Below are 23,581 nucleotides of genomic sequence, written 5' to 3'. Positions count from 1 at the left end.
TGACACACTTGAAAGCTTATTTGATTAACACTCCGCAACTTTACTTGAGTGTTTACACAAAATTATTGACAGAATCTTATAATTATGACAAATAGTTCAACAATTAATGAGTTTATAAAAAAACAAAAGGTGCTTTAGATGTAATAAAGAAAGATCCAAAACTTGGGGTTAGAGGCTTTGAATTTGATAACTCAACATCTGAAAAAGATTGTGTTTTGGTTATTGGTCTAACCCTGCAGGAGATGAAAAGGATGTAAACAATATTAAGATTAGTTCATGAGATAAAAAATTATTTAAATAAACTTGAACCAAAAATCGAAAACTAATTAAAATTCTATGAGGAACCGAAGTTACATGAAAGAATATGTTTTAAGCTTGGAAAAAGAATTCTCTTTAATAGAAAATGGGTTTAAAGAAGAAGAGAAGAGAGCACTTGTTGATTATCAATCAAACGACAATGCATATAATAAAGAATTAGCATTTTTAGCCTTTAAATCAAATGTATACCAAGTTAGAATGTTCAGTGTATTTCTCTTTGGTTATTTATCATCAGATGAAGAAATTTTGAGATTTATGAGGGATGAAGTTTCAAAAGATGATAATTGGAGAGTTCAAGAAGTATTAGCAAAAGCATTTGATGAATTTTGTAAGCAAACAGGTTATGAAAAATCCCTTCCGATTATTGACGACTGGCTAAAAAATAATAATCCAAATGTCCGAAGAGCTGTTACAGAAGGCTTGAGAATATGGACGAGTAGACCATATTTCAAGGATAATCCAAACGAAGCTATCAGACGAATTGCAGCATTAAAAGAAGATGCAAGCGAATATGTGAGAAAATCAGTTGGAAATGCTTTAAGGGATATTAGTAAGAAATTCCCGGAGTTGATTAAAATTGAGCTTGATAGCTGGAAATTAGAAAGTAAAGAGATAAAACAAGTTTACAAGTTGGCAAGTAAATTGATTGTATGACAAATAAGAATTCATAGGAGGTTACGATGAACAAGATTACTTGTATTTGTTTAGGTGTGAAAGATATGAAAAGGTCAATAAAGTTTTATAGAGATGGTTTAGGATATAAGACTGGTTGCAGAGAAAATAATCCGTCAGTATGCTTTTTTGATACTCCGGGAACAAAGTTTGAACTATTTCCTTTGGAACAATTAGCAAAAGATATTGATGAAAATAATCCACCAAAAGGGAATGGATTTTCAGGAATTACATTAGCCTACAATGTTGAACATAAAGAAGATGTAGAGACTGTAATTGCATTAGTAAGAAAAGCAGGTGGAAAAATTGTAAAAGAGCCACAGGAAGTTTTTTGGGGTGGATATCACGCATATTTTTCGGATTTAGATGGATACTATTGGGAAGTTTCATGGGGACCGAATTTTCAATTTGATGAAAATGGATTGCTGAAATTTTGAGGATAAATAGGGAAAGAGTATGCCATAAAGTACGGAATATTTGATTTTGAAGGAGGTAATCGTAGTGAATGAATTTAATGAATTTGTTCGTGAGATTTTTTCCGCAGCAGGTGATATTGTCATAAGATCCATGATGGGCGGATATCTTATATATTTTAACGGTAAGCTTATAGGTGACATTTGCGATAATGAACTATTTTTAAAGAGAACGCCGACATCGGACAAACTTCTTGCAGACTCAGAATTGCGTTATCCGTATGAGGGTTCAAAGACATTGATGTATGCATTCGACAGATTTGAGGATATGGATTTGATTACTGAACTACTGAAAGGTATGTATGCGGAACTGCCAGAAAAGAAACCCAAGAAAGCTAAATGAGACAAACAAGCTTCAGTTTGTTGAATTTAGCAAGGTACAAGTTTTTATGAGATGAAGCCTATAAAATTTGTACGGATACTGTAGGGTAAGAAAAGAAAAAATATTTTCATTCTAAAGTTTAAACATTAACTCTATCCCTTTCGTTCTATAATATAGAAGTTTGCTATCACGACACGTTGAGTGCGTGAGCTTGTTGGTAAAAGCCTAGATAGAAAGCTTGGTATGAATCAATAATGAAAAGCCTTGATTGTAAGGCTTTATTTGTGTTTTTGTGATAGAATATAGGTAGTTATAATCGACAACAACTAAGAAGCAGCAACAAATATTACATATAAAATAATCAAAATAAGGAAGATAAAATGACAGAAATTGACAAAAAGAATTTAAAAAATTATCTTTATTGTACATTTGGAATTACTTATATAGCTTGGGGGATTCTTGCCATCTTTACTCAATCTCATATTTCGGGATTAGAAACATTTATAGGGAGAATGTTACATATAGTAGGTGCACTTGGTCCAGCTATTGCTAGTGGCTTTTATTTGAAAAAGAATAATATAAAATTTAAACATTTTCTATTTAGTAAGAAAGAAAATAGTAGTATTTATTTCATTATTCATTTGTTAGCAATTTTGATACTATTTTCTGTATCTTCCTTAGAATTAAATGAAGTACCAATTTATCTGATGCCATTATTCTTTATACAACTAATTTTTTTTGGTGGTGGACATGAAGAATTAGGATGGAGAGGAATATTACAGCCGTTACTTGATAAAAAATATACTTATTGGCAATCTAATTTGATTGTTGGATCAATTTGGGGAATATGGCATCTACCTTTATGGTTTATAGTTGGAGAAAGTCATCAAGGATTTCCTTTTATTTTATTTTTTATATATACATTATTTTTAAGTTTTGTTTTAGGGCTTCTTTACCGTCAAACGAAATCTGTGGGATACTGTATATTATTTCATGCGTTCGCAAATTTGTTAAATCTCTATTTTGTGTTAAAAATTAATGTTATTTTTATTATCATTTTTATTGCTTATTTAATTTATACAATATTGGCGAGTAATAGAATTAGTAAGGAAAAGAATTTATATCCAAAATAACTGGATATACTCTAGAAAATGAAGATGATTTTGTTCAAGGGAATAAAGTAGAAATAACGAAGATTTATATGAAAGGTTTAGAGTAAACATGAGTCTCTTATTTGAAGAATTTAAAACCATTTGTTTCCATTTAAATCGAGTCGGAATTACACCGACACTGATGGGGTCTTTGGGATTGGAGTATAGAACGAAAGAAAATTGGGGGCCGTCTGACATTGACATTCATGTGCCTGGTGACCCTAGAGGTTGGGAAGCACCTGATCATCTCAGAATTTATGACTGGGAAAAGATAATGAAAGTGATGAAAGACTTAGGCTACGTCTTAATAGATATTCATGAGCATGAATTCCAAAAGAATAGAGTGAGTGTTGAATTTGGAAGTATCGATTCCTTACTTGATTTTGCAGGAGTTTCGGAATCGAATATAGAGCTTATTCACATTGAAAGCATCACTTTTCGTCTTCCAAGTCTGGAGCAGTATCTAAGTATTTACAAAGCTTCTTCTCAAGACTCCTATCGAAATGAACAAAATAACAATAAGGATTTTAAAAAGATCGAGTGGCTGGAAAAACATTTGTAAATTATCATATGAAAAGTAGTAAGTTGTAAGACTGACTGCTATGTTATTTTTATTGGTTATTTAATTTATACTATATTGGCTAGTAATAGAATTAGTAAAGAAAAGGATTTTAAATTTTAGATCAGCTTATCCATTATTGAAAATAACGATTTGTTAATTAGATGATTAATGTTAGAGAATTATCAATTGTAATTTTAAGTGGAGTTGTGGATGTCGTTTCTTTTGGAAGTGATGATAATCTTTCCGTTCCACAGTATCATTTTAAAATGATTTTTATTGCTTTTTGTTTATTAGTATAAAAGCAGAATATTACCACATGTCGAGTGTGTGGCGCTGCTTGTGCGAGCTGAGGTATCAGCGAAGTAGAAGCAGATGGTCCGTCCATGCAATAGCTGTCGTAGAGTAAGGAGTTTACGACGTAACGATACGGTAACAGCGAACCGCTGATTGTGTGAGTTTATTGGTAAAACGTAGCTAAACATCTCGCTTTTACATTTCAAGGCGAGATGCTTCAAAGCTCCACTGGAGCTTTGAACTCCCCTTACCTTTTGAGTCCACAAACGCATCATGTTGCGCTATTGTCCAAACTGGATGTCGACAACCATATCAAACTTGAAATTAATGAAGAAGATATTGAGTCACTTTCCATCAGAAAGGATGCGACTTATCCAGAAATCAAAGACCATGTTTTGAAGAAATATGGTTTTAAGGTTTCTAGTTTTTACATTGCACAAGTGAAACGATAGTTTGGCTTGATTGAACGTGATAATTTCAACAAATCAAGCAAGGAGGAAGGCGATCAACGTGTTCCAACTCGTCCCCCTGAAAAAGAAGAAGCAATCAAAGATGCTTTGGCTTAGTTTGGGATGATTTAAGTTTATAAACTATCTCCATTAAGTATTTTCTTAGTGGGAATTTTTTATTATCAGATGATATAATTGATTTATGGATAAAAATAAAGAAGTTAATCAAGACGACGTTATTGATGATAAAAAAACATTTGAAGACGTAACGGTTGAAAATCCAACTATATCATTAACTCCTCAAGTAGAAGGTGTTTCAAATAGTGTTAAGACACTTATGGAGTTATCTGCTTATAAAGATATTGCTAAAATTTCTTATCACTACAATTCACAATTGTCTAAAATGGCAATTGTTTTAGGTGAATCATTGAGTAAAGCCTCGGTTGTTTACAATAAAGATATCTTACCTCAAACTTTAAAATCAATCCATGTAATTTCTGAATCTGCTAAAAGGATTGTCGAAACTACTCAGATAAATTATGCTGATATTATTTCTTGGTTAGGTGAGATAGTCCAAAAAATTCCAAAACCTTATACAGATGAAGAATATGAAGATATAAAATTTCATATTGAGAAAACAGCAGATAAGGGATGGGTCGTATATTACTTTGTAGGTAATACATTCGAGCGTTTGAAATCTGCTGATATATCTGAAATTGAAAACGAGTGGGTAGAATTACTTAAAAGGGACTTAGATAACAAAGATACAATTGAGAAACTAAGTAAGTGCCATTGGTATTCTTCTTATCTGATTGATTCAATGTATGACTGTTACAAGTGCAAAAATTATTACGCAGCTTATACTCTTGCTACATTAGCTATCGACGGTGCTGTAAACAGAATAGCTGAAGAGTTAAGCATAGAAGATGGTACAAGCAGAAAGAGAAATATAGTCGGATATAGAGCTGTAAAGGGGATAGAGGATAAAATAGAAAAACATTCCTTGACCTATTTTGGTTTATTTAAATGGCTATATAATTTTTTTCAATATACGGAAATGTTTACACTTGATGAACCTAATCGACATATGATTGGACATGGTCGTTGGGATAAGGAAATTTCAGAATTACAATTTTTAAAAGTATTCAATACCTTATTATTTATTTCGGATGGATTATTAGAATTTGATGATGTTTTAATTGATTATTAGTCTCGAAAAATCAGTTGTATTATTGCTTTATCCGATGTCGGCTTAATAGAAAAAATAGTTTTGAAATGATATAATATACTTAAATAAAAAATTGCGAAGGGTACCCTTCCTTTATGCTTTCACCATAAAGGAAGGGTACCCTTCCTTTATGCTTTCACCATAAAGGAATCCTATTAGTCCTTCAACAATTTTGAATGAAAGCTCTTTTTGAGCTTCAGGAGAATGAGAAATGACACCAGAACAAGAAGCTAGAATTATTATTGATAAAAAATTAGAAGAAGCTGGATGGACACTTCAAAAAATGGAGGAATTAAATCCGCGGGCTTCATTGGGAGTTGCCGTTCAAGAATTTGCAACGGATACAGGACCAGTAGATTATGTCCTTTTTATTGATGGTGAAGCTGTTGGGGTAGTAGAAGCAAAACCTACAGATGAAGGCGAAAATATTACTGTTGTTGAAAATCAATCTAAGCGCTATGCAGAGAGTGAATTTAAGAGAATCAAAAAATCACCTGAGATTCGTTTTGCCTATGAAGCAACAGATTTAATAATTCGTTTTACGGATTATAAAGATGAGAAATATCGCTCTCGTGAAGTATTTTCTTTTCATAGACCTGAATTTTTGGAAGAGTTGCTAGAACAAGATGATACCGTACGGAATAACTTGAAAAGGGTCCCAGAGTTTGATGAGACAGGTTTTCGTGATTGTCAGGTTACTGCGATTACTAATCTAAACCAATCTTTTGCAGAAAACAAACCTCGTGCTTTGGTTCAAATGGCAACAGGAGCAGGTAAAACTTTTACTGCAATTACACAAGCCTACCGTCTCTTGAAATATGGAAAAATGAAACGTATCCTTTTTCTTGTGGATACTAAAGGTCTAGGCGAGCAAGCTGAATCAGAATTTCTTGCCTATAAACCAAATGATGATCCAAGAAGTTTCTCTCAATTATACGGTGTTAAGCGTCTATCAAGTTCTTACATACCAAATGATGTCCAAGTATGTATTAGTACGGTACAGCGGATGTATTCCATTCTAAAAGAAGAAGATTTGGATGATGCTGATGAAGAAGAGTCATTGGAAACGTATGTTACCGCAGATAGCAAAACACCTAAAGAGGTTGTTTATAATGAAAAATACCCTCCAGAGTTTTTCGATTGTATCATTATTGATGAGTGCCATCGCTCGATTTATAATGTTTGGCAACAGGTTTTAACTTATTTCGATGCCTTTTTAATTGGTTTGACTGCTACACCAGATAAAAGAACTTTTGCTTTCTTTAATGAAAATCTAGTCAGTGAGTACAGACGTGAACAAGCCATTATTGATGGTGTCAATGTTGGGGAGGACATTTACCATATTGATACAGAGGTTACTCAAAAAGGTGGTCAGATTCTGAAGAGATATATTGAGTATCGTGAACGTAAGAGTCGGAAAAAACGCTGGGCGGAGATGGATGAAGACATCGAGTATGATAAAAGTACGTTAGATAAAAGTGTCGTAAATCCAAGTCAAATTCGTACAGTCATTAGAACATTTAAGGAAAAGTTAGAGACTGAACTTTTTCCGTATCGAAAAGAAGTTCCTAAAACGCTGATTTTTGCTAAGACGGATAGTCATGCAGATGATATTATCAATATTGTTCGTGAAGAATTCGGAGAAGGGAATGAATTCTGTAAGAAAATTACCCATGCTGCCAAGGATGCGGATACGGTATTGACCTCTTTTCGAAATGACTTCTATCCTCGTATTGCAGTCACAGTGAATATGATTGCTACAGGAACAGATATCAAACCACTTGAGTGTTTGATTTTCATGCGTGACGTAAGAAGTAAAAACTTCTATGAACAAATGGTTGGTCGTGGCACACGTACACTGAGCTTGGAAGACTTAAAAAAAGTTTCTCCGTCAGCTACTGAAAGCAAGGATCACTTTGTTATTGTAGATGCGGTAGGTGTTACGAATTCTAAGAAAATAGAAACAAAGTCATTTGAGCGAAAATTGGGTATTTCTCTTAAAGAGTTGATGCTGAATGTTGCTTTAGGTGATGATAGTGAAGACACGTTGAATTCACTGGCAGAACGCATTACAAGACTGGATAAGAGATTGACCAAGAAGGAGCAGAAAGATTTTGTTGTAATCGTGGGTGCTTCAGCGCGTGATATAGCTTACAATTTATTACACGCCCATGATGAAGATACTATTTTTGAGCGAGCACAAGAGTTGGCTAGTTCGGACGCACCAAATGAAAAAGAAATCAAAAAAGCTCAAAAATCTTTGCTGAGAGAAGCGACTGATCCATTCTTTAACCCAGATGCTCGAGATTTTATTGAGAATGTCCATAAGAACCATACGCAAATAATTGATAGTGTGAATATTGATTCAGTCTTGTTTGCTGGATATGATTCACAAAAAGATGAAAATGTCAGCAAAACCATTCTTACTTTCCGTGAATTTATTGAGGAGAATAAGGATGAGATTATTGCATTGCGCATCATTTACAACGAATCCTATAAAGATAGACCAATGGTTATCCAGCAATTGAAAGCTTTGTATGAGACATTACAACAGAAAAACTTAACTGTGGATCGAGTTTGGGAAGCGTACGCGACTAAAGATGTTGAAAAAGTGAAAAAACGTAGCACAATGGCACAAATCACGGATTTGATTTCATTAATTCGTTATGAAATGGGAGTAGTAACTGAATTGTCGCCCTTTGCAGACTGTGTGAACCAAAACTTTAAGGACTGGACCTTTAAAAAGAATGCAGGGTATTTGCAATTCACAGAAGACCAGATGGAATGGTTGCGTTTGATTAAGGAACACATTATTTCTTCTTTAAGTATTTTAGAAGAAGACTTTGATTACACTCCATTCGATCGAAAAGGTGGATTAATTGGTTTCTATGAGGCATTTGGTGATAACTATAAAAATATATTATATGAAATGAATGTAGAATTGGTGGCGTAAGAATGGTAAAAAATATGAAATATACAAAAGCTAAATTACCAGATATATGCACAATAAAAACAGGTAAACACGATGCAAATCACGCTAATAAAGAAGGAAAGTATCGATTCTATACATGTTCTAATCAATATTCAATGTGTGATACATATTCATTTACAGGAGAATCTGTTATAGTTCCTGGAAATGGAGATATTGGATTAGTTTTCTATTATGATGGTGAGTTTGATGCATATCAACGTACATACGTTTTGAATGATATAACGATCTTACCAAAGTACTTGTTTTATCATATGCAATTATACTGGCGTAATTTTAATGATCAGAAAAAATTTGGATCAACAGTTAAATATGTTAGGATGTCTAATTTCACAAATTATGAGATTTCCTACCCTTCTATAGAAGAACAAGAACGCATTGTTGCAAAAATTGAGGAACTATTCTCTGATCTTGATAATGCTGTGGAGACTTTGAACGCGACAAAAGCACAGCTAGAAGTGTATAAACAAGCTGTATTAAAGAATGCATTTGACGGAAAACTAACCAATAATGGTGATCCTGAAATTAAAGAACTAGCTTCTTTTATTGAACATCCAAGATATGGAACTTCAAAAAAATGCGATTATCAAAATGATATTGAAGCTTATACAGAGGTTTATAGAATACCTAATATAGATGCATCCACAGGAACATTAGATAGATCAGACTTGAAATATGCGAAATTTGACGAGGATGAAATTGAAAAATTATCGTTAAAATACGGTGATATTCTAATTATTCGTTCTAATGGCAGTCCCTCTATAGTCGGAACAGCCGCAATGGTACGAGAACAGGATGTATCAGGATTATTTGCTGGATATTTAATACGAATTCGTATTAGTGACCACGAAAAATTGTCGCCTAAATATTTGTTAAGGTACTTATCTTCCTATGACGCTAGGAGATATATTGAAAATGTTTCTAAGTCAACTAGTGGTGTAAACAACGTTAATGCACAAGAAATAAAGAAAATAAAAGTACCATACTTCAAAAAGGAAATACAAGATCAAATAATCTATGCAATTGATTCAAGATTATCGGCATATGAAAATATTGAAAAGACTGTAAATGATGCCTTACAACAAGCATCTGCTATGCGTCAAAGCATACTGAAACAAGCCTTTGAAGGGAAACTCTAATAATGGCAACTGGAAATTCAAGCTCAATTATTTCTAAAGTTTGGGCGATGTGCAATCCCCTTCGAGATGACGGAGTAACTCACGGGGATTATTTGGAACAATTAACTTATCTGCTTTTTTTGAAGATGGCTGATGAGTATTCAAATCCACTATATAACCGAGATACTGGAGTTCCAGCTGGTTATACTTGGAAAGAGCTCAAAAATGCAAAGGGTGCAGAGTTAGAGACACAGTATAAAAGTACCTTGGAGGAACTTGGTGAGAAGCCAGGCATGCTCGGTCAAATATTCAAGGGAGCTACCAATAAAATCACAAATGCAGCTATCCTTTATCGCATCGTTCAGATGATTGATAATGAAACTTGGGTAGCTATGTCGAGTGATGTAAAAGGTGAAATATATGAAGGACTTTTGCAACGAAATGCGGAAGACCAAAAGAGTGGTGCAGGTCAATACTTTACACCACGTCCTGTTATCAATGCAATGGTCCGATGTGTAGCACCAGAGCCAATGAAAACTATTGCAGACCCATGTTGTGGTAGTGGTGGATTTTTCCTTGCTTCACAATCCTATATTTCTGACCCAAGTAATTATACGCTTGATCGAGAACAGAAAGAATTTTTGAAAGATAAGACATTCTATGGAAATGAAATTGTCGGTGCGACCTTCAAAACGGCTTTGATGAATTTATATTTACATAATATCGGTGACATCTATACAGAAGCGCCAGTAACCTTAGGAGATGCTTTGTTACTCGATCCAGGTTATCGTGTAGATTATGTCCTTACTAACCCACCATTTGGTAAAAAATCTTCACTTACTTTCACGAATGAAGACGGAGAGCAAGAAGAAGAAGAACTTATTTATAATCGTCAAGATTTTTGGACGAGAAGTTCCAATAAACAGCTGAACTTTATTCAGCATATCAACACGATTCTGAAGTCAACCGGTAAAGCAGCAGTTGTCTTACCTGATAATGTATTGTTTGAGGGTGGAGCAGGTGAAATTATCCGTAAAAAGTTGCTTGAAACAACTGATTTACATACTATTTTGAGATTGCCAACAGGTATCTTTTACCGTCCTGGTGTAAAAGCGAATGTTCTGTTTTTTGATAAGAAACCAGCAAGTCCAGAAGCTCAAACGAAAGAGGTTTGGGTATATGATTTGAGAACGAATGTACATTTTACACTTAAGAAAAATCCAATGACTGATGCCGATTTGCAAGATTTTATCCAATGCTATAATCCCTCTAATCGTCATAATCGGACTGAAACTTGGTCAGAAAGTAACCCTTATGGCCGTTTCAGGCGATTTAGCTTAGCTGAAATTATGTCTCGCGACAAGACAAGCTTGGATATCTTCTGGATTAAAGATAAGTCTCTAGCTGATCTAGATAATCTTCCATCACCAGATGAATTGGCAGGAGATATCATCGATAATTTACAGAGTGCTCTAGATAGCATTAAAGAGTTGCAAGCACAATTGGAGAATAATTAAGTTTAAAACTTACGAGCATTGCCGAGTATTTGGTGATGCTTTTTTCGAGTCATTATTTCTTTAAAAATGATATACTAAACATATAGAAAAGCGAATGTGGGCTTGAGCTGTTCTTGTTTTTACGCCTATCAAAATAAGAGAAGCAAACTTCCGCAAGGCAAAAGTGTTCTTAGAAAGTATAGGGTATGAAGTCGATCGGAGCTATTTTGGAAGTTAAGATGGCGAAGAGATTGTCTACAGAAAAATAGGCGGCGAAGATTGGCACTTCTTGTAGCACTTGGACCCATCCTTTTTAGAGATTGAAGATATAGAAGGATATGTGAAGGAAGAGCTGGAAGGCTTGATGTAAGGAATTGAAGAAAACCATAAAAGGAGGTATCTTATGCTTGGAGCAATAGTAGGAGACATTGTAGGTTCTGTTTACGAATGGGGCAATATTAAAACGAAAGATTTTCCATTATTTCGTGAGGATTGTTTTTTCACTGACGATACGGTTATGACCTGTGCTGTTGCTGAAGCCATCATGAACGGTGGTCAGAAGGATGACTTTATTGATGCCATGAAGAAATATGGTAGAATTTATCTCGATGCTGGGTACGGGGCTAGGTTTAATATATGGATTCAAAGCAATGATTGTTCCCCTTATAATAGCTTTGGAAATGGCTCTGCCATGCGTGTTTCTCCTTGTGCTTGGATCATGGATTGTGGTTTCTTTGCAAGAACAGGTACTTGGCCATCTAGTAGAAATCTTGCGAGAATTTCTGCAGAGGTGACTCATAATCATCCAGAGGGTGTCAAAGGGGCAATGGCGACGTCTGATGCTATCTTTCTGTGTCGTTATTACTTTGGAGGCTACTGTGGCGACTACGAGCAACCAATCAATGATCATCCTACAGAGTGTAAAAAACGCATCAGGGAATATATAGAGAAAGAGTATGGCTACAATCTCTCTCAGTCTCTAGATGACATTCGTCCTACTTATCATTTCAATGAAACCTGTCAGGATACGGTACCTCAAGCCATCATTGCTTTTCTTGAAAGTACAGATTTTGAAGATGCTATTCGAAATGCCATCTCTCTTGGTGGGGATAGTGATACTCTTGCTGCCATTACCGGGAGTATAGCAGAGGCCGCATATGGTATTCCTGATTGGATTAAGGATAAGACCTATACCTATCTTGATGAACCCTTAAAGGATATCCTGAGACGCTGGGAGCAAGAAGTTTCAATAACATAACAGAGATTAGATAAAAACAACCAAAAACACTAAAGCGACGGGATAAGTAACAATCTCGTCGCTTTTGTTTAAAAGTTAATGTTGCCATGGATTTATTCAGGCACCTAGTTAGATTTTTGCTGATTCAAGAGGAGGATACAAGTCATTACTGAGATACAGGATACAAGAATCAGATACCAAAGATTTTCAAGACCAAAACCATGATCTAGCATCAAGCGGTATCCCCAAAAGGCTGGGAAAAGACGCCCGATTCCTTGAAGAAAATCAGGTAGTAAGTTGCTAGGAAACATGATTCCTGAGAGCATAATTGAGGGTAAAAATACAAGTTGCGCTATCATGGTAAGCTTTGCTTGATTTTTTACAGTAAGGCCCAGTATACTTCCGATACTTAACGATACGAAAATGTAGATGACCAGTGCGAGAAAGAATAGGGGAAGTTGATTCGGTAGACTTGCTTTAAATAAAATTGGAGCAAGTAGTAGGATCACTATGCAGGTCATTATCAAATGAACAAAGGCAGAGAGAACCATGGTCACCAATCCTAAGTGAATAGGCACACCATTTGCTTTATAAATCTTTATTATGTCGCTTCCGTATGTTTCAATCAAGGAAGGCGGTAAGCCGAGAAAGGCCCCCATGGAAACACTCATGACAATCATTGACTGTATGAGTGTACTACCCATTTCAGGCATAACGGAAGTAAAAATACCACCCATGAGAAGAAAGAAAATAAGCGGTACAATATAGTAAGTAACCAAGAGAGACTTACTTCGTATGTCCAATTTCCACTGTAATGCTAGGCTATATAAGAATCCTTTCATTCCGATCCCCTCCTTGCCATTTCGATGAAATGCTGCTCCAGTGTGCCACGATCCACCTTAATATCCAATACATGGATATGTTTCTGTTTGCATTCTTCCAATAATGAAATCAAAGTGTCCTCGATCGTATCTGTTTCAAAAGATTCCTCTCCGTCCCGGGTCTTTAAATGGATGAAATATTTTCTTCCCAACCTGTCTGTCAGTTCTGAAGGAGTACCACAAAAGACAATCTTTCCACTATTCAAAATAGCAATGCGGTCACATAAGGTTTCAACTTCGGCCATATCGTGGCTTGCCAAAACAATTGTCTTGCCCTGTGATTTGAGCTTTCGGATTTGTTCATGGAGGGATAGTCTTCCTTCAACATCAAGTCCCGCTGTCGGTTCATCGAGAAAAATAATATCCGGATTACTGATAAGTGCAAGAGCAAGATGTAATCTTCTTTTTTGACCGGTGGATAATTCTATGTATTGCGACTCCTTCATTTCTTTTATGCCAAGGGCCTTTAGCATAGCATCATCAATGTATGTATGATTCCATTTTGCAAAGAGCTTTATGGCTTCCATTGGTTTGATGTGGGCGGGTAGAGAGGAGGACTGTAGTTGAATTCCGGTTTTCCCGTTTACAACGATAGTGCCTTCGTCATATTTTTTCAGACCTTCGATACATTCAAGCGTGGTTGTTTTACCAGCTCCGTTCACTCCGAGCAAAGCAAAGATTTCTCCTTGTTTGATTTGAAAATCGAGACCTCTAAGAACCATATTGCTACCATAACTTTTCTTTAATCCAGAAACCTCTATTGCGTCTTTCATGGTTCTACCTCCTCAAGGGGATTGGTTCCAAGTCTTGAAAAATAGACTTGTAAAGCAGGTCCTAAATAATCATTGACGATTTTTTGTTTTTCTTCCCAAGCGTTTGTAGCGATGCCAATATTCCCGACCTCCATCAACTTAGGAAGCATGCTCATATCACCATTTGTAAACTCCATAATCAAGCTCCAGTATTCTTGCACAACTTGTTGGCTTTGTTCGCTTTCAACTGGCACTTTTTCTTTTTGAAGCTCCACGATTTGATCACTTAGGTGGTTCAACCTGTCTATAAAGTCTTGTCCGCTTTTCTTGTCAAATCGACTGCGTATCTGGTCGAGCGTATCATCATCAAAGCGCTTAATGAGAGAGTAGGAGTCATTCTTCATCTGTAGATTGACAATAATGTCTGCATATTTCTTAAAATTGACCGTTTGTATTTGTAAAACTTCTACCTTTAACTGCTCTATTGCGATCAAAGAATCCTTAAGTTGCTCTATATTTTTACGAAGAACATCTGCCTGCTCCGTAAGAGCTTTAGCAACATCATCAGGTGTTTTTAAAGAGATCAAACGCCTCTTTATATCCTTGAGAGAAAAGCCCAGTGATTTTAAAGATAGAATCTGATGGAGTAGCACTATATCTTTATCGGTATAAAGCCTGCGACCTCCCTCACTTTCTGTCGATGGGGAAAGTAGCCCCTCTTTATCGTAATATTGTAGAGTACGGATGGTAACGCCCATTTTCTTAGCAAGTTCCCCAACTGTCATAAATCCTTCCGGAATTGCTCTATATTTAGCCATCATTACCCACCTCCTCATACCTATTATACATCATGACGTAAGGTCATAAACAAGGATTTTTAATAAAATTTAAACTGTAAATCTTTTAGCATTAATGAAGAATCTCATAAAAAATATAGACTTGATGAATTGGTGAGCTTGTTTTATATTTCAAAAGGTTATTTGGTCCAATAATAAATATCTGATATGTGAGTGGAAACGTGTTATAATTGAGGATGAGACAAGAGGAGGTAAGCTGGTGAAATTTTTAGCAATCAATCCTATTTAGTAAAAATAATGCTTGAATCTCTATCCTCACGTGTTGAGTATATTAGTTTGCTAAAAAACTATCTTCTATCTAAATATTGAAAGGATTAATGATGTATCTATTAGAATTTTACCAAAACAATTATTCAAAAGATTTAGTCGTGTTTGATTCTTTAGAAGAGGGAAGAGCCTTTGTAGCGCAAATCCCGGGATATACTTTAGAAAAAGAAGATAGTTTTGATGTGGAGTATTTTAATCCAAAAAATCTACCGGATTATATGGAGATTGTCTTCAATGGAAATATTGTCCCTTTATCTAGATTTTCGTTTAATTCTGAGGAAAATGTGGACATTATTTGGAAAGAAATTTCGAATCTATCCGTTAAAAACGATAAAATGATCGAAGGAGCTACAAAAGTAGATGCATATGTCGTGAATAACGATGAAGTGAAAGCTTATGTCAAAGCACGAGAAGCAAACTTCCGCAAGGCAAAAGTATTCCTAGAAAACAAAGGGTATGAAGTTGACAGAAGCTTTTTCGGAAGTGAAGACGGCGAAGCGATTCTCTACAGAAAACGCGGCACCGAAGATTGGCGCTTCTTATGCCACTTAGACCCGCTGTTTGTAGAGATTGAAGATATCGAAGAATATGTGAAAGAAGCGATGGAAGATATTCAATAGTCAAACAAAGTTCTTTGTGAGTGTATGCAACTGCTTGAGTAGACGGATTGAGCAGTAAAGAGAAACATCTAGCACTATCTAGCTTCTTAAGGAGAAATATCTATCATGAAAATGGAAATCAGGAAAACCTATCTTGTAAAATAAGATTATCGCCTTAATTCCTCAAGATATGATTAAACGAATTCCATTTTTTGTTAGAAAACATGCCATTACACGTACTGTTAAGAGAATCTCGCTCGAGTATCCAGACTTGTATGCTGTAGCTGAACAAGAAGGCCAACTTCCTGAAAAGGAAGCTCAAGAATTGCGACAAATTCTAACAGATATTTTCCAAGAGAAAATGAACAAGCATAAGATTAAATAAGTTTTGAGAGTTATCGATAAGATGTCGATTGAGCATTAGGAGTTGAGAATGGCTATTGATGGCGTTAAAATCATTGACAGTGATCAAGGTTATGACATTTACAATGAAGTAGTTGGTCGCTATAGAGACGGTGAACATGTAGCGAATATCATCAAGGATATTCTCGATGCGGAAAAAGATTACTGTCAAACAGACTTTTTTACAGAAATTTATTGGACTGCTCTTGCCTACTCACTGTGGAAGATTGGTCACCTGACAGACGATATCAGAGATAAAACCTTGGAGCTTATCAAAAAAGGGGCTGATCCATTTTGGTTGGAAATAGATTCAAAGGCTTTGAAGCAAAGGCAAAAGGTCTTGGATAAACTTGCTATCCATTTGCAAACTGAAAATCCTAGACCTCTAAAGGTCACTAAAGCCAAAACTAAACGTAAACCTTATTTTGAAGAAGGGGATCTCCTTGCTGTTAAGTTCAAAGACCAGTATGGTCTTATCTTTGTATCGATGGTTGATCAGAGTCCTAGAAAGCTTGAGTATCATCTGGCTTGCACGCGCCTCTTACAGACAAAAAAGCCCACCATCGATGATTTTTTGACCAGTCAAATCTCCTGTAAGATGGACAATACAAAGTTTGCTCTCGTTACAGATTGCTGGTTCAATCACAAAGATTTAGGGCAATTATTAGAAAATATTGAAAAAATTGGACAGGTGAAACTTAGACTTTTTAGTCTTTGGATGCTAGCACCTGCCCAAAATTTAGAAGATATTTATGAAGAAATCACTAGAGATAAAGGTTCCTCTGGCCTTCGATTCATCGAAACCTATAAACTTGTCGAAGATATTTTTCCAGTTTAACGCTTATGTAATAAAAGGGGAAATGGTCAATCATTCCCATTGACTATGCTGGGCCCTGACACCATAACTATCTAGGGAACCATCTGAATTGAACTTGGCTTCAATCCGATATCTTTTTCAGAGGTCGTAATCTGCTGTTTGGATGGTTAGGATAAAGTTGGCATCTGTGTCAGAGACACTATAATCAGCCGGATTTAGTTGAAAGATATCGATTAATTTTCGTGTTTGAAAGTCTTGGAGCTTGAGATTTGCTAAACTGACATGATTGATAGAAATTTCCTGCAACTGACGAGTATCCTTGGGCGTTCTGTAATAGGTGACGACGCAGTTTTTGAGTTGATCAGTATCTTTACCTGTGGGAGTAAGGCTCATAAAGCCATAGGACTGATCATCCCGCTTGACTTCGAGAAGCTGACCGTAATAGAAGTGGTCGTTTTTGGGATTGGTGATGGGACTCTCTGGACTTTTATCTTCGAAGCTAAAGCCTTGGTCTAAAAGCTCGGAAGCCTTGCTCTCACCGATAATGACAGAAGTATCTTGAATGGTTACTGGAATAGGTTGCGCTGGAAGGCCGCTCATCATGATGCAAAACATAAACACATAACTCGTTAAAAAAGCTGTTCCTATAAAAGCGTTGGTTGATGCATAGGCATGACTGTTTTGAAAGTTTTTTCTTATAGCTAATACGATAAATTTGATAATACTTTTTAAAATCATACTAACAAGTACGATAAAAAATTGTTTTTTCAAACATTCATAAATGGCTTGAGGAAAGCTATTACCATGATAGTAGAAGACAGCCAATACGAGTAGATTTACGATTAAATAGATTAGCAAGAACCAATGAATCTCTTTAAGGGCATTAGAATCAGTGATTTCTTCATAGTCAACGTGAATTCTTCCTTGAACAGCATGGCCAAGTTTATAAATCCATTTGGGAATGTCTTTGCCTTTTTTAACCGAAACTACAAGTCTAATATAGAGATAGATAGTAAAGGACAAGGATAGAAAGAAAAGAGCATAAAAACCCAAAACAATACTAGTGAGCATGACTACTTCCCCCGTTTTTCAATTGCTAGAGAACAATTTTGTTAGCTCCATTATAGCATTTTCTAGGGAAATAGAGCTAAAAACATCCGTATGATACTAACTGATTCAAAGGAGTAAAATCATGGGAATGATTGCCAATTATCAATATTTACCGGACGATAAATTAAAACAAATAAAACTACTTTCTAATGATGAAGAAGACTTGATGGACACGGCGGAGGATTATACAGAGGAATTTGAAATTTTTCTGGATATCGACAAAATGTGGGATGCCTTGGTCTTTGTCATGACAGGATTTAGTAGTTCAGAATTTTTGGACGACAATCCCTTGAGAGAAGCAGTCTTAGGGGGGACTCCTCTAGAGGATGTATCTGAATATATCGCCTATACTGAAAAAAACAAGATAGCCGAGATTGTAGAAGCTTTAGAAAGTTTTGACATGGAAAGAGCTATGGCTGACTTTAGTATGGAAGCTTGTAAGAAAGCCGACTTGTATCCTAATATTTGGGATTATCTTGAGGAAGAGGAAGAAATCAAGGATGACATTTTAACCTGCTTTGTAAATATGAAAGAGTTTTACAAAAAGATTCTGGAACTCAATGGAAATGTCTTAGTTACTATTTGTTAAGATTTTATGTCATCCATTAGAAAGGTAGTCCCATGAATCCATTTCTAGAAAAATACATTACATTAAAAAAGCAATACCTGGACCAAGATGGAAAGCCTTCAAGTGTTGCGGCACTCTATGATTTGGCTGATGAATTAGCTAAGTCTGAGGATTTAGAAGCTAAAAAAGTCTTAGTTGACCTCTATGAACAATTGGGTCTCTACACTAGTGCCTATAGCTTATTTACCGAAATCTTAGACAAACCTGATCGAAAACAGATAAAGAAACTGAGTCGTTTACAAGAAATGAGTCAGAGTCATGGCGATCGTTTTGCCCTTCCTCGTCCTCTAAGAAAAGAAGAGAAGAAGGAGAGACAGGAGCTATCACAGTCTTTGCCACATTTTATCTACCATCCAGATCCCTTAGCTACAGGTTCATTTGTTGAAGGAGAAGCCAAGCTTTGTCCCTCTTGTGGGAAAGAAAGCAACATTTATTATGCCTTGATACCTTATAGTATCGAGGATATAGAATACCTTTGCCCAATGTGCATTGCAAACGGTCAAGCAGCTAAAAAATTCGATGCAGAATTTATCCAAGATGCCGAGTGGCAGGGTGAATTGGATCCAGAAAAAGATCAGCTGCTTTTTTGCCAGACCCCTGGCTACTCTAGTTGGCAGGGAGAATATTGGCTTTCTTGTTGCCAAGATTATTGTGCTTACTTGGGTACAGTTGGAACTCGAGAATTGAAGGATATGGGAATCGCTGAGCAAGTCTTGGCAGACTATGAAGCGCGTGAAGAATATCAAGAGGTAGAAGACTACTTGGTCAAAGACGGGCCTATCTGTGGTTATTTGTTTAGATGTCTACATTGTCAAAAATACCAGATCTGGGTTGATGCAGATTAAATCGGATTGTGATTCGCTATGAAAATTAAAGAGAAGACTATGGAAGAACTAGAAGTATTCGAAGCTGCCTCCAAAGATTTATTAGATAATATGCAGGGATTTAAAGACAATCTATCTGTTCAATTTCCGCGATTAGATAGTGATAACTGGCAGCATGATAAGGGATCGATAAAGGTTTGTAAGGCTGATGAGTTAGGATTCAAAAAAAGATGTAGAGTCGGAATCAGCTACAACTTGAAAGTCTCCCTATTAAACGAAGATGCCGAGCAAATCTGGTTACTGTTCAAAGGCTGGTTCAATACTAGTAGATTGAGTCAAGTTGAAAGAAATTCTAATAATGAGGATTTGGGAAGATATGTCTTTTCAGCAAGTTATTCTCTAGGTGATCAGGTAGATTGTTCAATTTATTTGCCTAATGAGTGGAATATCCCTCAGATTAGTTTATCGGGCTATCTAACAGCTCGCTATAGGGCTTGTGATCTTGATAAATCGCAAGGATAAGACGGAGGTTTTTAGAGATGAGAAAGATTGATTGGGACAAGATAAAGACTCGCTTAGATGCCTTGCTGATCATTGATGAGTATCTGACCGATCCGAGTGAGGATTGGCTCAGACTCGTGATTAAGACTGAGGAAGACTATGGACTCCGCTACCTTATTGACAATGGCTCTGGTGATTCTTTGGAAGTGATTTTGACTGATAAAATGATCCTTATAAAAGGCTTTGATCATGAAAGTAGTTTAAGCCAGTTTGCTGTTGACGAGTGGAATCAGGACGTCATTGATAGTTTTTATAAAGGACTGGATGAGAAGTATCTCTCACTTTATTCCGAAGATCAAAAAGATGAAACAACCTTTTTTATCTGGTATGACGGTCAAGCGCATCAACACACTTACCAAGATCAGGATGGCGGAGAATGGTTGCTATCTTACCTCTTTGATAGCTTTGAGAGATTTCATGAGTTTGTGACTGACTATTATGAAATTACCGTAGATAAAGATTTACTTAGGAAACTTTACATTGAAGGCTTTCTTTCAGACCTAGAATTAAAGCAATTAATCCAAGATGATTAAGAGGCTTATTATGAGAGTGAACTATAAAAATACCCCTGAAAAATATCAAACTCTAGCAGAAATAATCATTACACCATTGCTTGATATCCTTAAAAGTTTAACCTTGTTAGAAGAGGAAATTTTTGAGCGTAACAGAGCACTGGATAAGGAAAAAGAAGGCCTTGGCATCCCATCAAATCAGCTTCATCCTTTGTGGAATGAACTTATGGATGACTATTTTCAGAGGCAAATGCAACTTCTAACTGGACGAGTGACTCAAAAATACTTGGAAGGAGGAGTTCGAAATTCTTATGGCTCCCCAAGTGAGTATAACTATGTTCGAACGAATGATTTTTCTGTCGATTTTATCATGACAAAAGCTGAAGAAGCAAGAGTCATCACCCATTATCAAGAAGCTTTAGAAATGAAGCATCAGTTTATACTTAGATTGGTAGATGGGAATTGGTTGCTTGACCAGAAATTTTACAGTTTTGAGGATGAGGAAACTTGGTATCTCGATTCACTTTGAGCAAGATAGCTTTGCTTCCCAACTGATATAAAAAAGGAGAAGTCCTATGAATTTTTTGAAAAAACTATTTACTGGTAAAAAAGAGAATACAGAGAAGAAAAAGATCCTTACCTTGTCCATGCCCCTCTTCAAAGGCAAGCAGGCCTATTCTCTAGATCAGGTTGTTCAAGAATTGAAATCTCACTGGGGACTTGAAATTTCTGTAGTTTCTGGGGATGATTCTAGTGCAACCTTTGTGATTGATGGTGCTCTCGTTGCTTTGGCATTAATGGATCTTCCTATCCCAAGTCAAGAATTTGACGAATTGTATGCCTATTCTTACCTCTGGCAGGATGTTGAGAAGGAAACACAGGAGCACACACAACACGCCATTGTTTCTATTTTGTCTGACAATTTTTCGCCAGTAGAAACTTATTCCTTATTAACTAAAGTCAATGCCTCTATTCTAAAAACTAGTCAATCAGCTATTGGTATTTATCAGGGTTCTACCACCTTGCTCTTGCCCAAAGATCTTTATCTAGACCTGGCTGACCTTTTGAAAGAAGAAATGCTTCCCCTTCAACTCTGGATTTATATGGGAATTATCAACCAGGGAGATAAAACTAGCATTTACACTTATGGTTTAAAAGAGTTTGGAAAAACTGAGATTGAAATTATCGAGTCTCCTATGAATAGCGATGACTTATATTATTTCCTCTTGTCTATTCTTCAGTATGTTTTAGGCAGTGATGTCACCTTAAAGGACGGTGAAACCATTGGCTTTTCAGAAGATCAAAAAATCAAGATCACTGAGTCAAAAGCAGTCTATTTGGAAGGCAATTCCTTGAAATTAGATGTTTAGACCATGATTTATAATTGAGTGTCCTTCTTAGATTGGGGATTTTATGAAGTGTGATATAAAAAAGTATTATCTCTACCGATTTCTGGCCTATAGATTTGAAAAACTCTCTTGTAAGGACCCAAGTCTCAAGGAAATAGAGTCAGAGAAGAGAGAAAAAATCCTTCTAGAGGCTACTCGAACTAGTCAAAAGATTATTCTAGTCCTTGGAATTCTTTATGTTTTGCTAAATTCTGCTTTGTTCATTTACCTAAGGCTCAATGATTTTCAAAATCTTTTATTGACTTGGTTTACTGACTACATCGACTATTTGGGTGGACTGATAAACGGAGAATGGGGCGGTAGTTGGCGTCAAAAGAAAGCTAGTTTTTTGATAATTGCTATACTGGCTTTACCGATTGTACTGATAGAAGGCGGCCCCTTCTTCTTGCTGGTTTTATTGATTGGGAATTGGGTACTAAAGAGAAAGATAAGATTTGAGAGAGAACATAAAGGAGTAGAGAGCCATGGCTAGAACGGCGATAATAGGTACTTTAATAGTTTTTGCAATCTTTAATCTGCTACTCGGTCTGGGCTTTTATCTCTTTCTAAAAAAGAGGAAAGAGAATGGGCAGTCATTGTACGAAACGCCTGTAAACCAACAAACTCGAACTGAAAAGCTGGGTCTAGGTGAGATTTTGGTCTACCTGTCCCTGATTGCTATTGCAGGCGTCTTTGCTTTTCAGACCTTAAATAGAGGTGGTGTTGGGAATTCTATTTTAGCCAAAATGATCCTCCTCCCAGCTATAATGGCTCTTTTCAATGCAAAAAAAAGGACTGGAAAGTCTTTACTTGCCCTCCTTATAACCTTTATGGTCTTTCTGGTAGGAGTCATGTTTAATCTCACGATTGGTTTGCCACCTCAAGCACCAATTTTGCAAATTAATGAAAGTAAAATCACTTTGGCAGAAACTAAAGCCAGTGAGCTGATGGATGCTGGTTTTGACATCTATGTAAGACAGAGCGATGGTGCTAGCGACTACGAAGAGCTCCTGACAGATGGCAGTTTCCAAAGGTATTCAGGCAATAAAACAGTTACCATCGAAAAAGGCTTCAGACTGGATAGCAATGCTGTTCCTTACGCTCCCTATCTCCTAGCAAAAGATGGAATAGTACTGGGGAGTATTTCCTTTTACGGCGCTGAGGACCAGAATGTGGCTTTAGAAGATTCTAAGATTATTCAGGTTCGATTTAACAAGGAAAGTATTGAGGCAGCTAAAAAACATTCTATCACTCTCAAATTAGATGAACTTGACTTGACTACTCGACTGGATGTTTCTCTTGTTCAAGAAACTTTTAAAAAGCATCTATGGTCAATTCCCCCATCACATACAAGTGATGTCACTCAATTGTGGTATGGATTAAAGTGGTCCAGCAACAGTGACTCTCTATTTTGGAATGAGTATTATAGTCTCATCCGTCTGGATGAAAATTACTTGATGACTGATTTTGAGCTAGCTGTTCAAGTAGCACGAGATGACTAGATAGGATTTTGAATAGTTGATTATGCTTATGATTCATTAAAAGAAACTAATTTATTTAGTTTCTTTTTTTGTTTTTTGATTTAAATTTAAAACGATTTGCCCTGTTGTAAAATGAAGTGCAACACAAAAGACATGTTCATCTGATATACTAGAGTTGCAAAAAACAGTATAG

The 23,581-nt window shown here is 36.0% G+C and carries 25 protein-coding genes and 3 pseudogenes; 24 read left to right on the top strand and 4 right to left on the bottom strand.

Annotated elements, in window-relative coordinates:
• Positions 1 to 354 precede the first annotated feature (354 nt).
• The 13 genes and pseudogenes from K1I67_RS08475 to K1I67_RS08420 all read left to right on the top strand — a co-directional run bounded on the left by K1I67_RS08475 (position 355) and on the right by K1I67_RS08420 (position 12,330).
• On the top strand, positions 355 to 972 hold the full coding sequence (locus tag K1I67_RS08475) for a DNA alkylation repair protein (protein ID WP_223339591.1): 618 nt from the start codon (positions 355 to 357) through the stop codon (positions 970 to 972).
• A 26-nt stretch (positions 973 to 998) separates the two neighbouring features.
• On the top strand, positions 999 to 1,427 hold the full coding sequence (locus K1I67_RS08470) for a VOC family protein (protein ID WP_223339590.1): 429 nt from the start codon (positions 999 to 1,001) through the stop codon (positions 1,425 to 1,427).
• A 64-nt stretch (positions 1,428 to 1,491) separates the two neighbouring features.
• Positions 1,492 to 1,806 carry a TfoX/Sxy family protein gene (locus K1I67_RS08465; RefSeq protein ID WP_006153684.1) on the top strand — a complete coding sequence of 105 codons (315 nt, stop codon included), beginning with the start codon at positions 1,492 to 1,494 and terminating at the stop codon, positions 1,804 to 1,806.
• Between the two features lie 359 nt (positions 1,807 to 2,165).
• Positions 2,166 to 2,918: a CPBP family intramembrane glutamic endopeptidase gene (locus K1I67_RS08460; RefSeq protein WP_223339589.1), complete on the top strand. Its 753-nt coding sequence runs from the start codon at positions 2,166 to 2,168 to the stop codon at positions 2,916 to 2,918.
• Between the two features lie 88 nt (positions 2,919 to 3,006).
• Positions 3,007 to 3,498: a phosphoribosylanthranilate isomerase gene (locus K1I67_RS08455; RefSeq protein WP_223339588.1), complete on the top strand. Its 492-nt coding sequence runs from the start codon at positions 3,007 to 3,009 to the stop codon at positions 3,496 to 3,498.
• A 42-nt stretch (positions 3,499 to 3,540) separates the two neighbouring features.
• Positions 3,541 to 3,618 (top strand): annotated as a pseudogene (locus K1I67_RS10165) (CPBP family intramembrane glutamic endopeptidase); the annotation flags it as partial.
• 410 nt (positions 3,619 to 4,028) lie between these two features.
• Positions 4,029 to 4,244: a hypothetical protein gene (locus K1I67_RS08450; protein ID WP_223339587.1), complete on the top strand. Its 216-nt coding sequence runs from the start codon at positions 4,029 to 4,031 to the stop codon at positions 4,242 to 4,244.
• Positions 4,245 to 4,443: 199 nt separating this feature from the next.
• Positions 4,444 to 5,451 (top strand): hypothetical protein, encoded by a 1,008-nt coding sequence (locus K1I67_RS08445; RefSeq protein ID WP_223339586.1) that lies wholly within the window; start codon positions 4,444 to 4,446, stop codon positions 5,449 to 5,451.
• A gap of 229 nt (positions 5,452 to 5,680) precedes the next feature.
• Entirely contained in the window at positions 5,681 to 8,422 is a 2,742-nt protein-coding gene (locus tag K1I67_RS08440) for a type I restriction endonuclease subunit R (RefSeq protein WP_223339585.1), read from the top strand.
• 2 nt (positions 8,423 to 8,424) lie between these two features.
• Positions 8,425 to 9,597, top strand: a complete 1,173-nt coding sequence (locus K1I67_RS08435; protein ID WP_223339584.1) for a restriction endonuclease subunit S — start codon at positions 8,425 to 8,427, stop codon at positions 9,595 to 9,597.
• Between the two features lie 2 nt (positions 9,598 to 9,599).
• The gene (locus K1I67_RS08430) at positions 9,600 to 11,093 is read left to right on the top strand and encodes a class I SAM-dependent DNA methyltransferase (protein ID WP_223339583.1); all 1,494 of its coding nucleotides are present in this window, start codon (positions 9,600 to 9,602) and stop codon (positions 11,091 to 11,093) included.
• Positions 11,094 to 11,220: 127 nt separating this feature from the next.
• Positions 11,221 to 11,442: pseudogene (locus tag K1I67_RS08425) on the top strand (hypothetical protein); the annotation flags it as partial.
• A 33-nt stretch (positions 11,443 to 11,475) separates the two neighbouring features.
• On the top strand, positions 11,476 to 12,330 hold the full coding sequence (locus K1I67_RS08420; RefSeq protein ID WP_223339582.1) for an ADP-ribosylglycohydrolase family protein: 855 nt from the start codon (positions 11,476 to 11,478) through the stop codon (positions 12,328 to 12,330).
• A 104-nt stretch (positions 12,331 to 12,434) separates the two neighbouring features.
• Here K1I67_RS08420 and K1I67_RS08415 read toward each other — a convergent pair whose 3' ends face one another.
• The 3 genes from K1I67_RS08415 to K1I67_RS08405 are packed head-to-tail and all read right to left on the bottom strand — an operon-like array spanning position 12,435 to position 14,763.
• Positions 12,435 to 13,151: an ABC transporter permease gene (locus K1I67_RS08415; protein WP_223339581.1), complete on the bottom strand. Its 717-nt coding sequence runs from the start codon at positions 13,149 to 13,151 to the stop codon at positions 12,435 to 12,437.
• The gene (locus K1I67_RS08410) at positions 13,148 to 13,963 is read right to left on the bottom strand and encodes an ABC transporter ATP-binding protein (protein ID WP_049517746.1); all 816 of its coding nucleotides are present in this window, start codon (positions 13,961 to 13,963) and stop codon (positions 13,148 to 13,150) included. Before K1I67_RS08410 ends, K1I67_RS08415 begins: the two co-directional genes overlap by 4 nt.
• Positions 13,960 to 14,763 carry a MerR family transcriptional regulator gene (locus K1I67_RS08405; protein WP_223339580.1) on the bottom strand — a complete coding sequence of 268 codons (804 nt, stop codon included), beginning with the start codon at positions 14,761 to 14,763 and terminating at the stop codon, positions 13,960 to 13,962. The genes K1I67_RS08410 and K1I67_RS08405 overlap by 4 nt, the downstream gene beginning before the upstream one ends.
• Before the next feature lie 356 nt (positions 14,764 to 15,119).
• Here K1I67_RS08405 and K1I67_RS08400 point away from each other — a divergent pair, with 356 nt between their 5' ends.
• The 3 genes from K1I67_RS08400 (at position 15,120) to K1I67_RS08390 (ending at position 16,905) form a co-directional block, all read left to right on the top strand.
• Positions 15,120 to 15,686 (top strand): hypothetical protein, encoded by a 567-nt coding sequence (locus K1I67_RS08400; protein WP_223339592.1) that lies wholly within the window; start codon positions 15,120 to 15,122, stop codon positions 15,684 to 15,686.
• 169 nt (positions 15,687 to 15,855) lie between these two features.
• A complete protein-coding gene (locus tag K1I67_RS08395; RefSeq protein WP_195227693.1) occupies positions 15,856 to 16,050 on the top strand; it encodes a hypothetical protein in 195 nt (64 codons plus the stop codon).
• Between the two features lie 48 nt (positions 16,051 to 16,098).
• Positions 16,099 to 16,905: a hypothetical protein gene (locus K1I67_RS08390; RefSeq protein WP_195227694.1), complete on the top strand. Its 807-nt coding sequence runs from the start codon at positions 16,099 to 16,101 to the stop codon at positions 16,903 to 16,905.
• 30 nt (positions 16,906 to 16,935) lie between these two features.
• Here K1I67_RS08390 and K1I67_RS08385 read toward each other — a convergent pair.
• Positions 16,936 to 17,955: pseudogene (locus tag K1I67_RS08385) on the bottom strand (hypothetical protein).
• Between the two features lie 121 nt (positions 17,956 to 18,076).
• On the opposite strand from K1I67_RS08385, the gene K1I67_RS08380 reads away from it, so the two are divergent.
• Genes K1I67_RS08380 through K1I67_RS08345 form a run of 8 tightly spaced genes read left to right on the top strand, consistent with a single transcriptional unit; the run spans position 18,077 to position 23,409 of the window.
• Complete coding sequence (locus K1I67_RS08380; RefSeq protein WP_223339579.1) at positions 18,077 to 18,583, top strand: YfbM family protein; 507 nt, start codon at positions 18,077 to 18,079, stop codon at positions 18,581 to 18,583.
• Positions 18,584 to 18,615: 32 nt separating this feature from the next.
• Entirely contained in the window at positions 18,616 to 19,467 is an 852-nt protein-coding gene (locus tag K1I67_RS08375) for a CbrC family protein (protein WP_223339578.1), read from the top strand.
• 18 nt (positions 19,468 to 19,485) lie between these two features.
• Entirely contained in the window at positions 19,486 to 19,968 is a 483-nt protein-coding gene (locus tag K1I67_RS08370; RefSeq protein ID WP_223339577.1) for a hypothetical protein, read from the top strand.
• 17 nt (positions 19,969 to 19,985) lie between these two features.
• Positions 19,986 to 20,540: a hypothetical protein gene (locus K1I67_RS08365; RefSeq protein ID WP_223339576.1), complete on the top strand. Its 555-nt coding sequence runs from the start codon at positions 19,986 to 19,988 to the stop codon at positions 20,538 to 20,540.
• 10 nt (positions 20,541 to 20,550) lie between these two features.
• Positions 20,551 to 21,048, top strand: coding sequence for a hypothetical protein (locus K1I67_RS08360; RefSeq protein ID WP_223339575.1), 498 nt, complete (start codon positions 20,551 to 20,553; stop codon positions 21,046 to 21,048).
• Between the two features lie 46 nt (positions 21,049 to 21,094).
• Positions 21,095 to 21,889 carry a DUF4261 domain-containing protein gene (locus K1I67_RS08355; protein ID WP_223339574.1) on the top strand — a complete coding sequence of 265 codons (795 nt, stop codon included), beginning with the start codon at positions 21,095 to 21,097 and terminating at the stop codon, positions 21,887 to 21,889.
• A gap of 43 nt (positions 21,890 to 21,932) precedes the next feature.
• Positions 21,933 to 22,400: a hypothetical protein gene (locus K1I67_RS08350; protein WP_223339573.1), complete on the top strand. Its 468-nt coding sequence runs from the start codon at positions 21,933 to 21,935 to the stop codon at positions 22,398 to 22,400.
• Positions 22,393 to 23,409, top strand: coding sequence for a hypothetical protein (locus K1I67_RS08345; protein WP_223339572.1), 1,017 nt, complete (start codon positions 22,393 to 22,395; stop codon positions 23,407 to 23,409). Before K1I67_RS08350 ends, K1I67_RS08345 begins: the two co-directional genes overlap by 8 nt.
• Positions 23,410 to 23,581 lie beyond the last annotated feature (172 nt).

The organism is Streptococcus infantis (genome assembly GCF_019929575.1).
Lineage (GTDB): Bacteria > Bacillota > Bacilli > Lactobacillales > Streptococcaceae > Streptococcus > Streptococcus infantis_L.
The sequence above is the reverse complement of the archived record's forward strand: the minus strand, read 5'-3'. Positions and strand labels throughout refer to the sequence as shown.